Origin of the sequence: Hydrogenophaga sp. (assembly GCF_026125825.1) — a bacterium.
In the GTDB taxonomy this organism is placed as follows: Bacteria; Pseudomonadota; Gammaproteobacteria; order Burkholderiales; family Burkholderiaceae_C; genus Hydrogenophaga.
Genome location: NZ_JAHCKK010000098.1, coordinates 1 through 15,061, shown reverse-complemented (window position 1 = coordinate 15,061; position 15,061 = coordinate 1). Strand labels below are relative to the sequence as shown.

Sequence of the window (15,061 nt, the reverse complement as noted above, 5' to 3'; positions counted from 1 at the left end):
CGTGCTCGGCGCGGGCAGCCGAAGCGGCAGCGTGGTCCGGCTGGCGGGCACCAGCTCGGCCGCCCCCCTGCAGGCGCGCGACATGATCAACCGCCTCTGAGCGGCGGTCTACCAGCGCGCGGGCAAGGGTTTGCGCAGCACGATCCAGCGCTCGCGCACGGCGATGTAGCCGCCGATCTCCAGGTCCTTGAGCAGGCGGCTCACCATCTCGCGCGAGCAGGCCAGGTGCTGCGACATCTGCTGATGGGTCAGGCGCTCCTTCAAGGGGCGCTCCCCGTTCTCGTCGGGCTGGCTGCTGGCCAGCTCGTTGAGCAGGCGCACCAGCCGGCCGTAGACATCGATGAGCGCCACGCTGCGCGCGCTGTCGGTCGCCAGGCGCGCGCGCCGGATCAGGCGGGCCATGAGCTCCAGGGCGAACTCGGGATGGGCCGCGATGTACTCGAGCAGGGTGGCGCGCGACACCACGGCGCAGGTGCTGGCCTCGGCGGCCTCCACATTGGCCGAGCGAGGTCCGCCGTCGAGCGACATCTCGCCCACGTATTCGAGCGGACCGTACATGCCCAGCGTGAGTTCGCGGCCCTGGCTGTCGGCGACGAATGCCCGCAAGCGCCCTTGCAGCACGATGTACAGCGTGTCGCCGGTTTCGCCTTCCTGGATCAGCAGCGCCCCACGGCGATAGCGCCGTGCAACCCCGAGGGTCGCGAGCGCTTCAATGTGGTGGGACTTGGGAGGGGTTGCGAAGGAAACGGCAGGGGCAGGCATCCAGGCTCACGTCACGGGTGGGAAAACTCCGTGGCATTGTGAGGCATGGGCGTGATGATGCGCAAGGCAGGCACCACCGGCGGCAGGCTGTTGACCCGGTGCAGCAGGCGGCGGATGCTCGGCGCGCCGGCCTTCTCGCGCAGCGTCTTGATCTGGCTCCGCACGGTGGACTCGGCCACGCCGTGCTGGGAAGCGATTTCGGTGATCTGCAGGCCCCGGCACAGGCCCATGAGCACCGACTCTTCGCTCGGGCTGAGGTTGAGCGAGCGGGCAAACATGCGCACCGCAAGGTTGTCGCAGGTGCTCTGGCGCGACAGCAGCACCAGCACCGAGGGCGCGTCGGCCTCCAGCGGGTGGCTCAGTGGCGTGAAGGCCAGGGACAGCTCCTTCTCGCCCGAGACCAGCATGAGCAGCTTGCGCTGGCCGCGGAACGAGGACTCCATGGCCAGCTGGATCTGCGAGGTGAATTCGGCGCTGCTGCCCAGCAGGCTGTTGCCGTACGACATGATGACCCGCCCATTGGCCAGTTCGTGCCGCGCCAGGTGGTTGGCGTGCAGGATGTGCCCCTGCGCGTCGATGATCAACATGCCGTAGTCGATCTCGTCGAAGACGCGCATGAGGTGCTGTGTGCCCAGGCCCGCCCGCAGGCCCATGCCGCCCGAAACATCCGCGCCGCCGTTCCAACCTGTGTCCGTTGCTTGCCACATGACCAACCCCCGTTGATGGATGGGTCAGTCTAGGCAGGGGCGTTGCCGCCAGGGTGTGTGAAGCTGCCCCCGGCTTTGTGACGCATTCACATGGCCGCGCGCTGGGCGGCCTGGCGGATCGCGCCGAGCGTGCCGCGCGTGGTGATCACGTCCACGTCCAGCAGGACCTCGATCACCGTGCCCACGGGCGCGGCCAGGGCGCGCTGGAGCGCGGGCTCGAACTCGGCGGTGTGGGTGATGCGCTCGGCCGCGTAGCCATAGGCGCGGGCGAGCGCGCAGAAGTCGGGGTTGGCCAGGCCCGAGCCGCTCACGTGCGCCGGGTATTCGCGCTCCTGGTGCATGCGGATGGTGCCGAAGCTGCCGTTGTTGAGCAGCAGCACGATGCTCTTCGCGCCATGCTGCATGGCGGTGGCCAGCTCCTGCCCGTTCATGAGGAAGTCGCCATCGCCTGCGATGGTGAACGCGGTGCGCCCGCTGACGATGGCCGCGCCGATGCCGGCTGGCACACCGTAGCCCATGGCCCCATTGGTGGGCGCGAGCTGCGTCTTGTGGCCCTTGGCCAGGCCGTGGTGGCGGAAGAAGCGGTGCAGCCAGCTGGCGAAGTTGCCCGCGCCATTGGTGAGCACGGCATCGGCCGGCAGGTGCCGCTGCAGCGTGTGGATGATCGCCGGCATGTCGATCGTGCCCGGCAGCGTGATGCCACCGTTGGCCACGTCGATGTTGGCCAGGTAGTCGGCATGACAGGCCTGCGCCCAGCCACTCCATCGCAGGGTGGGCGGCGCGGTGAGCACCTCCAGGCTGCGCGCCGCGGCGTTCATGGTGGCGTGGATGGCCAGCGTGGGCTGGTACACCCGGCCCAGTTCCTCCGCGCTGGCGTGGATGTGCACCAGCTTCTGCGCCGGCACCGGTGCCTCGACCAGCGTGTAGCCACCGGTGGTGGCTTCGCCCAGGCGCGGGCCCAGCGCGATCAGCAAGTCGCTCTCGCGCACGCGGCGCGCGAGCGCGGGGTTGATGCCCAAGCCGACATCGCCCGCGTACAGCGGATGGTGGTTGTCGAAGGTGTCCTGGAAACGGAAGGCGTTGGCCACGGGCAGCTGCCAGTTCTCGGCGAAGCGCTGCAGCGCGGCGGCCGACTGCGGCGTCCAACCGCCGCCCCCGGCGATCACCAGCGGGCGCTCGCTCGCCAGCAACAGCGTGCGCAGCTCGCGCAGCGCGCCTGGGTCGCTCCAGGCCTGCACCGGCTCGACGCGCGCCAGCGGCTCGGCCTCCACCGCCTGCGTGAGCATGTCCTCGGGCAGCACCAGCACCACGGGGCCGGGCCGGCCGTTCATGGCGGTGGCGAAGGCGCGCGCCACGTACTCGGGAATGCGGCGCGCGTCGTCGATGCGCTCCACGCGCTTGGCCATGCCCTTGGTGGACGGCCCGAAGAAGGCGGCGTAATCCACCTCCTGGAAGGCCTCGCGGTCGCGCGCGTCGCTCGCCACATCGCCCACGAACAGCACCATGGGCGTGGAGTCCTGGAACGCGGTGTGCAGGCCGATGGACGCGTTGGTGGCACCAGGCCCGCGGGTCACGAAACACACGCCGGGCCGCCCGCTGAGCTTGCCGTGGGCCTCGGCCATGAAAGCCGCGCCGCCCTCCTGCCGGTTGGTGATGAAACGGATGCGATCGGCATGGGCGTGAAAGCCGTCAAGCACCGCGAGGTAACTTTCACCCGGTACGCCAAAGGCGTGGGTCACACCCTGGACAATGAGGCATTCCACAAGCAGATGGCCAGCGATCCGGGTCATTTGACTTTATTAACCAATTAGAGAATTATGTTGGCATGAGCAGCACACCCACACCGGTCGCGGAAGAGCGCCTGAGAGACGCCGACCGCTCTCAGAATACCATCCTGGTCGCTGCGCGAGACGAGTTCGCCGAACACGGGCTGGGTGGTGCGCGCATGGACCGCATCGCCGAGCGCGCCGGCCTCAACAAGCGGCTCATCTATTACTACTTCGAGGACAAGGAGCGCCTGTTCCAGGCGGTTCTGGAGCAGGCCTACCGCGACATCCGAGAAGAGGAACAACAACTCAACCTGCTGCACCTCAAGCCCGAGATCGCGCTGCGCCGCCTGGTCGAGTTCACCTGGAACTACTACCTGGAGCACCCCGAGTTCCTCACCCTGCTCAACAGCGCCAACCTGCACCGGGCGCGGCATCTGGCGCAGTCCGAGCGGGCGCGCCAGCTCAACTCGCCCTTGATCGCCACGCTGGCCGAAGTGGTCGAGCGCGGCCACGCCGAGGGCACCTTCCGCGGCGGGATCGACCCCCTGCAGCTGTACGTGTCGATCGCAGGCCTGTCCTACTTCTACCTCTCGAACAACCACACGCTCTCGGCCATCTTCGGGCGCGACCTCATGACGCCCAAGGCGCACAACGAGCGGCTCTCCCACATGTGCGATGTGATCCTAGGGTATGTCCTGAGGAACTGAGGCCAATGGCGGCTTGACGGCTCAGGGGGTGGTTTCTAGTATTAACCGCTCGGTGAATTAAACCCCTGGAGACACGCATGAAGACCGCCCTGCCCCTTCGCCAACTGCTGATCACCTCCTTGCTGGCCGTCGCGTCGACCGGCGCCCTGGCCCAATGGAAGCCCGACCGGCCGATCACCCTGATCGTGCCCTGGGCCCCGGGCGGCTCCACCGACCAGGTCACCCGCGTCACGGCGGCCGAACTCGAGAAGCACCTGGGCCAGAAGATCGTGGTCATGAACCAGCCCGGCGCATCGGGCTCGGTGGGCACCAAGAATGCGATGGCCGCCCCGGCCGACGGCTACACCTGGACGGCTGGCGGCGCCAAGGACCTGGGCACCTACAAAGTGCTGGGCATGCTCGACACCTCCGCCGCCGACTGGAATCTCTACCTGAACGTGGCCCACATCGCGGTGGTCGGCGTCAACGCCGACGCGCCCTACAAGACCATGACCGAGTTGCTGGCCGCCATGAAGGCCAAGCCAGGCGCGGTCTCGGTGGCCACGGCGGGCGTGAATTCCAGCGGCCACTCCGCCATCGAGGCCATCGCGCGCGCCGCAGGCGTCACCTACAAGCATGTCACCTACGACGGGGGCGCGCCCGCCGCCGTGGCAGCCGCCTCGGGCGAGACCGAGGTGACCACGCAGCTCGCGGCCGAGCAGACCGACATGATCCGCGCCAAGAAGATCCGCCCGCTGGCGGTGGTGGGCGACAAGTCGATCGAGATCGAAGGCTTCGGCACCATCCCGCCGCTGTCGCAATTCATCCCGGGCTTCAAGGACCCGATCAACTACTTCGGCATCTTCGTGCCCAAGGCCGCGCCGCCGGTGGTGGCGCAGACGCTGGACAAGATCTGGGCCACCGAAATGGTCAAGAGCGAAGCCCTGCGCAAGTACGCGCAGTCGCGCGGCGCCATGTTTGCGCCCATGGCCGGTGACGAGGCGCAGAAGGCTGTGTTCCCCGCCATCCAGTCCTACGCCTGGACGCAGCAGGCCGCCGGCAAGGCCAAGGTGTCGCCCGACACCGTCGGCATTCCCAAGCCCTGATCGCCCTTCACGGAACACACCATGAGCGAGGGTGGAAAGACCGCCCGCTCCGACCTCTGGGGCGGCGCGGGCTGGGTGGTGTTTGGCCTGGCGATCGTGGCCGGCTCGGTGCGCATGGACCGCTTCGAGTCCATGGGCGCGCAGCTCTACACGATGCCGGGTTTCGTGCCCGGCATGATTGGCGGCCTGATCGCGCTGCTGGGCGTGGTGCTGATGCTGCGCGGCTGGGTGCGCCGGGCCGAGGACCGCGCCCCCCACGCAGAGCCGGCCGAGCCGCTGTTGAACCGGCGCATTGTCAGCACGATGGCGCTCACCCTGGTGTACGCCGGCCTGTTGATCGGCCGCGCGCCGTTCTGGCTCGTCACCGCCCTCTTTGTCGCGGCCTTCGTGGCCGTCTTCATCCCGGGCGAAACCCCGCCCGCGCGCCGCGCCACCGTGGCCGTGCTGGCCGGCGTGCTCACGTCGGCGGTGGTCACTGTCGTGTTCCAGCAGGTCTTCCTCGTTCGTCTTCCATAGGTATCGCTCATGTTCGACGGACTGATCATGTTCGGGCAATCCATTGCGCGCTTCAGCGGGCCCGAGACGATTGCCTATGCCCTGCTGGCGTCTCTGGTCGGCGTGGTCATGGGCGCCCTGCCCGGCCTCACCGCGACCATGTCGCTGGCCCTCGTGACCACGCTCACCCTCAAGCTGCCCCCCAGCCAGGCGCTGCTGATCCTGATCTGCACCTACGTGGGTTCGATCTACGGCGGCTCGCGCTCGGCGATCCTGCTCAACATCCCGGGCACGCCCGCCTCGGCCGCCTCCTGCCTCGATGGTTATGCGCTCGCGCGCCAGGGCATGGCCGGGCGGGCCATGGGCATCGCCACCACCGGCTCGGTGATGGGCACGCTGATCGGCATGTTCTTTCTCGCCACGCTCACGCCGGTGCTGGGCGGCCTGGCGCTCAAGTTCGGCGCCTACGAGTTTTTCTGGCTCGCGCTCTTCGGCGTCATCATCGCCGGCACGCTCACCGGCGACGACCCGCTCAAGGGCTGGATCGCCGGCATCGCCGGCCTGTTCATCGCCACCATCGGCCAGGAGCCGCAGTACGGCTACGAGCGCTTCGCGTTCGGCGTGAGGGACCTGGCCGGCGGCATCCAGCTCGTGCCGGCGCTGGTGGGCGCCTTCGGGTTTGCCGAGCTGCTCACCGCCATGCGCCAGCGGCAGGCACCCGTGAAGATCAGCGCCTTCGACACCGTCATCCCCAAGGTGCGCGATGTGCTGCAGTACTGGCGCACCATCCTGCGCTCAGGGCTGATCGGCACGGGCGTGGGCATCGTGCCCGGCGTGGGCGAGGACGTGGCCGCCTGGTCGTCCTACGCCGCGGCCAAGCGCGCGAGCAAGGAAAAAGAGAAATTCGGCAAGGGCTCGATCGAAGGCCTCATGGCCGCCGAAACCGGTGACAACGCCTGCGTGCCCGGCGCGGTGATTCCCGTGCTCACACTCGCCATTCCCGGCTCGGCGCCGGCCGCCGTGCTGATGGCCGCGATGATCATCCACGGCGTCAAGCCGGGGCCGCTGATCATGGTGGAGAACCCCGAGTTCGTGTACGACGTGGTGACCATGATGCTGTTCGCCACCATCGGCATTTTGATTTTCGGCCTGGTGCTGACCAAGGCGCTGGTGCAGGTGCTGCGCGTACCTCAGCACCTGATCACGCCCATCGTCTTCGTGCTCTGCGCCGTGGGCAGCTTCGCCATCGCCGGGCGCCTGTTCGACGTCTACGTGATGCTGGCCTTCGGGCTGATCGGCTTCTTCCTGCGCCACCATGGCTACCCCATGGCGCCGCTGGTGCTGGGCATCGTGCTCGGCGACCTGTTGGAGAAGAACCTGCGCCGCGCGCTCATCCTGTCCGACGGCGACCTCACGCCTTTCTTCACCCGCCCCATCGCCGGCACCGTCGCGGCCCTGATTTTCACCACCATCGCGTGGAAGCTCTGGACGCTGTACGGCCGCCGACCCCGGCCCGGGGCGGCGGCATGAAGCTGGCCCTGTGCAATGAGGTTCTCCAGCCCCTGCCGCTGGCGGCGCAGTGCGAGGCCGCCAGCCGCATGGGCTACGACGCGCTGGAAATCGCGCCCTTCACGCTGACCGGCGAGCCCGAAGCGCTGGACAGCGCCACCGCCCACCAGGTGCGGGCCACCGCCCACAGCCACGGCCTGGCCGTCTCCAGCCTGCACTGGCTGCTGGTCAAGCCCACCGGCCTCTCGCTGGTGAGCGATGACGCCGCCTTGCACCGCCGCACCCTGGATCTGTTGCGCCGCCTGATCGACTTCACCGCGGCTTGCGGCGCGCGCGTGCTGGTGCACGGTTCGCCCCGCCAGCGTTCGCCCGGTCCCGGGCAGAGCGTGGCGGACGCCAGCGCGCGCTTCGAAGCGGCCATGGCCGAGCTCGCGCCGCACGCGGCCAGCGCGGGCGTGGTGTATTGCATCGAACCCCTGGGCCGCTTTGAAACCCCGGTGATCAACACCGTGGCCGAAGCCGCCGCGATGGTGGACCGCATCGGCTCGCCCGCCATGCGCACCATGCTCGACGTGAGCGCCGCCTCGCACAATGAGACCGAGCCGGTGCACGAGGTGCTGCGCCGCTTCCTCGCCAGCGGTCACATCGCGCATGTGCAGGTGAACGACAGGAACCGCCGTGGCCCCGGCCAGGGCGAGACCGACCAACGCCCCGTGCTGCAGGTGCTCAAGGACGCGGGCTACGCCGGCTGGGTCGCGGTGGAACCTTTTGAATACGTGCCCGACGGCCCGGCCTGCGCCCTGGCATCGGCACAGCATGTTCGCGAGATCTGGAGGACCCTGTCATGACCGCTGTGACCCTGCGCGTGCACGAGGTGCAGCTGTTCGAGCGCCACGTCACACTGCGCCTGCCCTTCCGTTTCGGCGCGGCCACCGTCACGCAATGCCCGCAGGCCTTCGCGCGCGTCCTCGCCGAGGTCGATGGCCGGCGCGTCGAAGGCGCCAGCGCCGAACTGATGGTGCCCAAGTGGTTCGACAAATCCCCGGCCCTCACCCACGAACAGAACTTCGAGCAATTGCGCGAATCGCTGCGCAACGCGCGCGAGGCCATGCTGGCCATCCGCGAGGCGCTCAGCCCCTACGCCTTCTCGCAGGAAGCGGGCGAGGCGGCCATCGCCACATCGGTGGGGCGGCGCCTGCCGCGCCTGGCCGCGCAATTCGGACCCGCCTTGCTCGACAAGGCCGTGGCCGACGCGGCGCTGCGCGCGGCGGGCCGCTCGTGGGTCGACGGCGTGCACGCCGGCGTGCTCGGCGACCCCTGGGGAGCCCGGCTCGAGCTCGATCACCCCACCCACGTGGTGCTGCGCCACACGGTCGGCCTGGCCGACCGCCTGATCCAGAGCGATGAAGGCGCCGACCCGCAGGATGGCCTGCCCGCCACGCTGGAGGCCGCCATCCAGCGCCACGGCCTGCACCACTTCAAGCTCAAGCTCAGCGGCCAGCTCGGCGCCGACGTGGATCGCCTCACCCGCATCGCCGAGGTGCTGCAACGCCAGGTCGGCGAGTACCGCGTCACGCTCGACGGCAACGAAACCTTCACCGACGCCACCAGCCTGGGCCGCTTCTGGCAGGCGCTGCGCACCACGCCCGCGCTGGCCGATCTGCTGCGCCGCACCCTGCTGCTGGAGCAGCCGCTGGCGCGCGCGGTGGCGCTGCGCGAATCGATCGCCTCGCTGGGCATCGGCGTGCCGGTGATCCTGGACGAATCCGACGACCACGCAGGCGCGCTCGACGAAGGCCTGGCGCTGGGCTACCACGGCATCTCGAGCAAAGCCTGCAAGGGCATCTACCGATCGCTGCGCAACGCCCATCGCATCGCGCAGGACCCTCGCCTGCTGCTCTCTGGCGAAGACCTGACCTGCCAGGCCGGCCTGGCCGTGCAGCAAGACACCCTCCTCGCGGCCAGCCTGGGCGTGCGCCACATCGAGCGCAACGGGCACCACTATGTGGACGGCTTCGGCACCGCGCCGGCCGATGAAGCCCAGGCCTTCGCCAGGGCCCACCCGGGCTTCTACGAGACCACGGCAGAGCGCCCCCACCTGGCCGTGCGACAGGGCCAGCTCGACCTGCGTGCCCTGCACGTCCCCGGCTTCGCAACGGCGGCCATGCCGCAATGGCGCAGCTTGCAAGCCATCGCCTAGATTTTCACCATTCGGTTAATAGACAACCCACTCAGCAACACCGCTGGCCGGCCATCTCTTGTGCAGGGGAGCGACGAATCACCGCCTGGCGGACCATTTGCCTGGGGTAAACCCTTAAAAACAAACCCTTGCTGGGCACTTGCGGTTCGTCCATGCGTGCTCCTATAATTTCCTTTATTCACTGAATGGTGAATTAAATCAACAACCAGCCTTTTTCACTGGAGACAAGATGAAACTGATCCACGCCACCGCCCTGGCCGCGTTCGCGCTCGCCACCAGCCTGCCCGCCGCCGCGCAGCAGGCCTACCCTAACAAGGCCATCCGCGTGATCGTGCCGTTTGCCGCCGGCAGCACCACGGACATCATCGCGCGGGCGATCACCGACAAGATGAGCCAGAGCATGGGCCAGCCCATCGTGGTGGACAACCGGGGCGGCGCCAGCGGCACCATCGGCCAGGCAGCGGTGGCCACGGCCGCGCCCGATGGCTACACCATCATGATCCACTCGTCGTCGCACACGGTGAGCCCGTCCACCTTCGCCAAGCTCTCCTTCGACACCGTGGGTGACTTCGCGGGCGTGACCCCGATCTCCTCCACCCCCAACGTGCTGGTGATCGCGCCGAGCAAGAACATCAAGACGCTGCCGCAGCTCGTGGCCAACGCCAAGGCCAACCCGGGCAAGATGAACTTCGCCTCCGCCGGCCAGGGCAGCGCCACCCACCTCAACGCCGAGAAGTTCAAGATGGCCGCGCAGATCGATGCGGTGAACATCCCCTTCAAAGGCTCGGCCGAAGCCGTCACCGAAGTGCTCGCGGGCCGCGTGGACTACTACTTCTCGCCCATCGCCCCGGTGATCGGCCAGATCAAGGAGGGCCAGCTGCTGGCCCTGGCCGTGGGTTCGCCGCGCCGCGCCAGCGCGCTGCCGGACGTGCCCACCACCGCCGAAGCCGGCGTGCCCGGCTCCGAATTCAACTTCTGGATCGGGATGATGGCCCCGGCCAAGACGCCGCGCGACGTCGTCAACCGGCTGCACGACGAAGTCGTCAAGGCCCTGGCCACGCCGGAAGTGAAGGAACGTTTCCTCAAGCTCGGCGCCGACGCCTGGACGCTCAAGCCCGAGCAGTTCGACGCCTACATCAAGGAAGAAATCAAGAGCAACGCCGTGCTGGTGAAAGCCGCCGGCCTGCAAGTGAGCAACTGACCCGCAGCGGGTTTTCAAAGAGAAGAGAAGGAATTCGACAATGGCCGTTCAACAACTCGGGATCATCATGCACGGCGTGACTGGGCGCATGGGCATGAACCAGCATCTGATCCGCTCCATCTGCGCGATCCGCGCGCAGGGCGGCGTGACGCTCTCCAACGGCGACAAGGTCATGCCCGACCCCATCCTGATCGGCCGCAACGCCGAGAAGATGGAGGCGCTGGCCAAGGCCCATCACATTCCACGCTGGGGCACCGACCTCGATGCCGCGCTGGCCAACAAGAGCGACACCATCTTCTTCGACGCGGGCACCACCCAGATGCGCCCCACCCTGCTGGCCAAGGCCATCCGCGCCGGCAAGCATGTGTACTGCGAGAAGCCCATTGCCACCAACCTCAACGAGGCGGTGGAGATCGCCCGCCTGGCGCAGCAGTCGGGCCTCAAGCACGGCGCCGTGCAGGACAAGCTGTTCCTGCCCGGGCTGCGCAAGCTCGACATGCTGCGCCGCGCGGGCTTCTTCGGCCGCATGCTCAGCGTGCGCCTGGAGTTCGGCTACTGGGTGTTCGAAGGCGACCTTCAGCCCATCCAGCGCCCGAGCTGGAACTACCGCAAGGAGGATGGCGGCGGCATGATCCTGGACATGATGTGCCACTGGCGCTACGTGCTGGACAACCTCTTCGGTGAAGTGAAGTCGGTCTCGTGCATCGGCACCACGCACATCCCCACCCGCTGGGACGAAGCCGGCAAACCCTACGAGTGCACCGCCGACGACGCCGCATACGCCACCGCCGAACTCACGGGCCACAACGGCGAGCACGTGATCGCACAGCTCAACATGAGCTGGGCCACCCGCGTCAACCGCGACGATCTGGTCACCTTCCACGTCGACGGCACGCACGGCTCGGCCGTCGCCACGCTGACGGGCTGCAAGGCGCAGAGCCGCGTGAACACGCCGCGCCCGGTGTGGAACCCGGACGTCAAGCAGACCATGAACTTCTCCGAGCAATGGCAGGACGTGCCAGACACGCAGGTGTACGACAACGGCTTCAAGATCCAGTGGGAACACTTCATCCGCCACGTGGTGGAGAACGAGCCCTACAAGTGGACCCTGCCCGAGGGCGCCAAGGGCGTGCAGCTGGTGGAAGCCGCGCTGGACAGCTGGAAGGAACGCCGCTGGATCGATGTGCCCGAACTGGCGGTTTGAAACACCCCCGCCGCGCTTCGAGCGACCCCCTCAAGGAAACGACACCTGCGGCCCGGCACAGCCGGTTCCGCGGTGTCTCTTGATCTGACCTTCTCGCGCGTTGCGCTCTGGAGCATTCCCATGACCCTTTCTCTCAAACTCCCCTCGGCTTCGGGCAAGGTCGAGGCCTACACCCTGCGCGGCACCACCCCGGTCAGGCCCGCGCCGGGCGTGAAGTTCGACCGCATCGCCTACTCCGCCGCCCACGTGGTGGCCGACCCGCTCGCCGCCATCGACCCCTGGCTGCAGTGCGCGGTGGACTGGGACGCCACCATCGCCTACCGCCAGCGGCTCTGGTCGCTCGGCCTGGGCGTGGCCGAGGCCATGGACACCGCACAGCGCGGCATGGGCCTGGACTGGCCGACCTCGCTGGAACTCATCCGCCGATCGCTGGACGCTGCCAGGGACGTGCCTGGCGCGCTGGTGGCCTCGGGCTGCGGCACCGACCACCTCATCCTGGAGAACGTGAAGACGGTCGATGAGGTCATCGCCGGCTACGAAGAGCAGATGGCCGCCATCGAGAAACTCGGCGGCCGGCTGATCGTGATGGCCAGCCGCGCCCTGGCCCGCGTGGCCAGAAGCCCGGCCGACTACGAGCGCGTGTACGACCGCATCCTGAGCCAGGCCAAGCAGCCCGTGGTGCTGCACTGGCTGGGCGACATGTTCGACCCCGCGCTCAAGGGCTACTGGGGCAACGACGACCCCGACAAGGCCATGGACACGGCGCTGGCCGTGATCGCTGCGCACCCCGACAAGGTGGACGGCATCAAGATCTCCCTGCTCGACAAGGACAAGGAAATTGCGATGCGCCGCCGGCTGCCACCGGGCGTTCGCATGTACACCGGCGACGATTTCAACTACGCCGAACTCATTGCCGGCGACGGCTTCGGCGCCGAGAAGACGCACGGCCAGAGCGATGCGCTGCTGGGCATCTTCGACGCCATCGCGCCCGCGGCCAGCGCCGCGCTGGGCGAACTCGCGCAGGGCCACCTGCAGACGTTCCACGACATCCTCGGCCCCACCGTGCCGCTGTCGCGCCACATCTTTGCCGCGCCCACGCGCTTCTACAAGACCGGCGTGGTCTTCATGGCCTGGCTCAACGGCCACCAGTCGCACTTCACCATGGTCGGCGGCCAGCAGAGCACGCGCTCGCTGCCGCATTTCGCCGAGCTGTTCCGCCTGGCCGATGCGGCCAACCTGCTGGAGCAGCCCGAGCTGGCCGTGCACCGCATGGGCAAGCTGCTGGCCCTGCACGGCGTGGAGGCCTGAGCCATGCGCGACTTCTCCCAAGACCACCGCTGGCTCTCGATCAACACCGCGACGGTGCGCAAGAGCCGCGGGCAGGACCTGCCGCTCACCGACATCCTCGACGCCTGTGCGCGCCACGGCATCCCGGCGATCTCGCCGTGGCGCGACCAGGTGGCGGCCGTGGGTCTGAAGACCGTCTCAGCCCAGGTGAAGTCGCTTGGCCTGAAGCTCTCGGGCTACTGCCGGGGCGGCATGTTCACGGCGGTGGACGCCGCCGGCTTGCAGGCCGCGCGCGACGACAACCGCCGCGCGGTGGACGAGGCCTGCGAGTTGAACGCGCCCTGCCTGGTGCTGGTGGTCGGTGCCCTGCCCGGCGCGCTGGCCGGCCGGGCCGCGCACAAGGACATCGGCCGCGCGCGCCAACAGGTGAGCGAGGGCATCGCCGAACTGCTGGCCTACGCCAAGTCCCAAGGCATGCCGCTGGCCATCGAACCGCTGCATCCCATGTACGCGGCCGACCGGGCCTGCATCAACACGCTGGAGCAGGCCCTGGACGTGTGCGATGCGCTCGATCCGGGGCAGACCGGCTCGATCGGCGTCGCGGTGGACGTGTACCACGTGTGGTGGGACCCCAAGCTGCAGGCGCAGATCGAACGCGCGGGCAAGAACCGCCTGCTGGCCTTCCACGTCTGCGACTGGCTCACGCCCACCACCGACCTGCTCAACGACCGGGGCATGATGGGCGATGGCGTGATCGACATCCCGCGCATCCGGGGCTGGGTGGAAGCGCAAGGCTTCGCCGGCTTCAGCGAGGTGGAGATCTTCTCCACCGGCCACTGGTGGCAGCGCGATCACGACGAGGTCTTGAAGACCTGCATCGAGCGGCACCGCAGCGCGGTGTGATCGCCCTGCCCGCGCGGCGCTTCCTGGAACGCGGGCGCTGCGCACACGACCGCCAGCAAGGCGTTCCTGAGCGCCTGCGCATCGTCAAGCAGCGGCGGCGCAACGCGGTGCTCTGGCACCGCCGCACCCTGGGCTGGCGCCCCGGGCGTCTGGCGCGAACCTGGATCGCTCACTTCTTCAACTGCGGCTGGTCCAGGTAGCGAACGTCCTTGACCGGCAGCGGAATCGGGTTGATGTAGCGGTAGCCCTGGGCCTGCAGGTAGGCGATCTCCGGGAACCCGGCCGGCACCACCGTGATGAAGCCATGCATGTCGCTGGGCTGGAAGCCTGCAGCGCGCATGGCGTTGCTGCACATGCGGAACTCCACCCCGTTCCTGGCCAGTTCGGCCATCCTGTCGACGATGCCCTGGTACTTCTCGTAGTTCTCCTTGGCGAACACCCGGAGCTCGGGGCCGTGCGTGACCACCACCATCTTGCCTTTGAGGGGCGTGCGGGTGTTGTTGACGAAGTTGTAGAGGATGTTCAAGTCGCCAGGGTTCTCGTAGTTGAGATCGAAGACGGCATTGATGGTCGGGTACTCGTGCATGTCGACCTTGGCGGTGCCGTAGGGCGCGAACTCTTGCGCCGAGGCCACCGCCGAACAAAGAACCCACGCCGAAGCGAGCAGCGTGCGGGTGAAAAACTTCATCTTGAGAACTCCAGGAGGGGATAAGAAAACAGACCGACGAACTAGCTGGTGCTCGCGCGCAGTTCCAGCGAACGAAGCCAGGCCTTGATCTGCCGGGCTTCGGTGTCGATGACCTTGGGGTCCTTCAGCGCATTGGCCAGAATGCCCATGCCCTGCAACGAACACAGCAGCTGAATGGCGTGCTGGCGCGCGCTGCGTGCGAGGCCCATCGCGGCAAACTGCCGCATGCACCACGACAGCAGGAGGGAGAACGGCTTCGAGGCGAGCTGCCCGAGCGTCCCGCCGTCCTTGCCCAGCTCGTAGCACAGGCTTCCGACCGGACAGCCGTGCCGGGTATCGGACTCCCGATCGCGCAGCCAGACATCGGCCAGCGACGCGAGGCGGGCACGGGGATTCTTGAGCGCCTCCCAGCGCGTCAGGCGGGACTGGATGACGCCAACGCGCAGGTCGACGATGGCGCTGGCAAGCAGCTCCTTGGTGGGGAAATAGAAATGCACGCTGCCCAGCGGAATGCCCGCTGCGGCGGCGACGTCCGCCAACGACG

At 68.1% G+C, this 15,061-nt stretch carries 16 protein-coding genes; 11 read left to right on the top strand and 5 right to left on the bottom strand.

Going from position 1 to position 15,061, the window contains the following annotated elements; translation table 11 throughout:
- Positions 1 to 108: 108 nt before the first annotated feature.
- From KIT86_RS21245 to KIT86_RS21235, 3 genes are all read right to left on the bottom strand, one after another.
- A complete protein-coding gene (locus KIT86_RS21245; RefSeq protein ID WP_297402100.1) occupies positions 109 to 762 on the bottom strand; it encodes a Crp/Fnr family transcriptional regulator in 654 nt (217 codons plus the stop codon).
- Positions 763 to 773: 11 nt separating this feature from the next.
- Complete coding sequence (locus KIT86_RS21240; protein ID WP_297402098.1) at positions 774 to 1,469, bottom strand: LuxR C-terminal-related transcriptional regulator; 696 nt, start codon at positions 1,467 to 1,469, stop codon at positions 774 to 776.
- An 86-nt stretch (positions 1,470 to 1,555) separates the two neighbouring features.
- Complete coding sequence (locus KIT86_RS21235; protein WP_297402096.1) at positions 1,556 to 3,259, bottom strand: thiamine pyrophosphate-binding protein; 1,704 nt, start codon at positions 3,257 to 3,259, stop codon at positions 1,556 to 1,558.
- A gap of 35 nt (positions 3,260 to 3,294) precedes the next feature.
- On the opposite strand from KIT86_RS21235, the gene KIT86_RS21230 reads away from it, so the two are divergent.
- From KIT86_RS21230 to KIT86_RS21180, 11 genes are all read left to right on the top strand, one after another.
- Positions 3,295 to 3,945 carry a TetR/AcrR family transcriptional regulator gene (locus KIT86_RS21230; protein ID WP_297402094.1) on the top strand — a complete coding sequence of 217 codons (651 nt, stop codon included), beginning with the start codon at positions 3,295 to 3,297 and terminating at the stop codon, positions 3,943 to 3,945.
- Between the two features lie 77 nt (positions 3,946 to 4,022).
- Positions 4,023 to 5,030 (top strand): tripartite tricarboxylate transporter substrate binding protein, encoded by a 1,008-nt coding sequence (locus KIT86_RS21225; RefSeq protein WP_297402092.1) that lies wholly within the window; start codon positions 4,023 to 4,025, stop codon positions 5,028 to 5,030.
- 21 nt (positions 5,031 to 5,051) lie between these two features.
- Positions 5,052 to 5,546, top strand: a complete 495-nt coding sequence (locus KIT86_RS21220; protein ID WP_297402091.1) for a tripartite tricarboxylate transporter TctB family protein — start codon at positions 5,052 to 5,054, stop codon at positions 5,544 to 5,546.
- A gap of 9 nt (positions 5,547 to 5,555) precedes the next feature.
- A complete protein-coding gene (locus KIT86_RS21215) occupies positions 5,556 to 7,055 on the top strand; it encodes a tripartite tricarboxylate transporter permease (protein WP_297402090.1) in 1,500 nt (499 codons plus the stop codon).
- Entirely contained in the window at positions 7,052 to 7,882 is an 831-nt protein-coding gene (locus KIT86_RS21210) for a sugar phosphate isomerase/epimerase (RefSeq protein ID WP_297402088.1), read from the top strand. Before KIT86_RS21215 ends, KIT86_RS21210 begins: the two co-directional genes overlap by 4 nt.
- Positions 7,879 to 9,234, top strand: coding sequence for a hypothetical protein (locus tag KIT86_RS21205; RefSeq protein ID WP_297402086.1), 1,356 nt, complete (start codon positions 7,879 to 7,881; stop codon positions 9,232 to 9,234). The genes KIT86_RS21210 and KIT86_RS21205 overlap by 4 nt, the downstream gene beginning before the upstream one ends.
- Positions 9,235 to 9,463: 229 nt before the next feature.
- The gene (locus tag KIT86_RS21200; RefSeq protein ID WP_297402084.1) at positions 9,464 to 10,435 is read left to right on the top strand and encodes a tripartite tricarboxylate transporter substrate binding protein; all 972 of its coding nucleotides are present in this window, start codon (positions 9,464 to 9,466) and stop codon (positions 10,433 to 10,435) included.
- Positions 10,436 to 10,475: 40 nt separating this feature from the next.
- Entirely contained in the window at positions 10,476 to 11,639 is a 1,164-nt protein-coding gene (locus KIT86_RS21195; RefSeq protein ID WP_297402082.1) for a Gfo/Idh/MocA family oxidoreductase, read from the top strand.
- A gap of 120 nt (positions 11,640 to 11,759) precedes the next feature.
- Positions 11,760 to 12,947, top strand: a complete 1,188-nt coding sequence (locus KIT86_RS21190; protein ID WP_297402080.1) for a dihydrodipicolinate synthase family protein — start codon at positions 11,760 to 11,762, stop codon at positions 12,945 to 12,947.
- Positions 12,948 to 12,950: 3 nt separating this feature from the next.
- A complete protein-coding gene (locus KIT86_RS21185; RefSeq protein WP_297402078.1) occupies positions 12,951 to 13,829 on the top strand; it encodes a sugar phosphate isomerase/epimerase in 879 nt (292 codons plus the stop codon).
- Positions 13,826 to 14,029, top strand: coding sequence for a hypothetical protein (locus KIT86_RS21180; RefSeq protein ID WP_297402075.1), 204 nt, complete (start codon positions 13,826 to 13,828; stop codon positions 14,027 to 14,029). The genes KIT86_RS21185 and KIT86_RS21180 overlap by 4 nt, the downstream gene beginning before the upstream one ends.
- Here the strand turns inward: KIT86_RS21180 and KIT86_RS21175 are convergent.
- Complete coding sequence (locus KIT86_RS21175; RefSeq protein ID WP_297402073.1) at positions 13,999 to 14,517, bottom strand: DsrE family protein; 519 nt, start codon at positions 14,515 to 14,517, stop codon at positions 13,999 to 14,001. The genes KIT86_RS21180 and KIT86_RS21175 overlap by 31 nt on opposite strands.
- A gap of 41 nt (positions 14,518 to 14,558) precedes the next feature.
- Positions 14,559 to 15,061 (bottom strand): TetR/AcrR family transcriptional regulator (locus KIT86_RS21170; protein ID WP_297402072.1); only part of this gene is annotated, 503 nt, incomplete at its 5' end.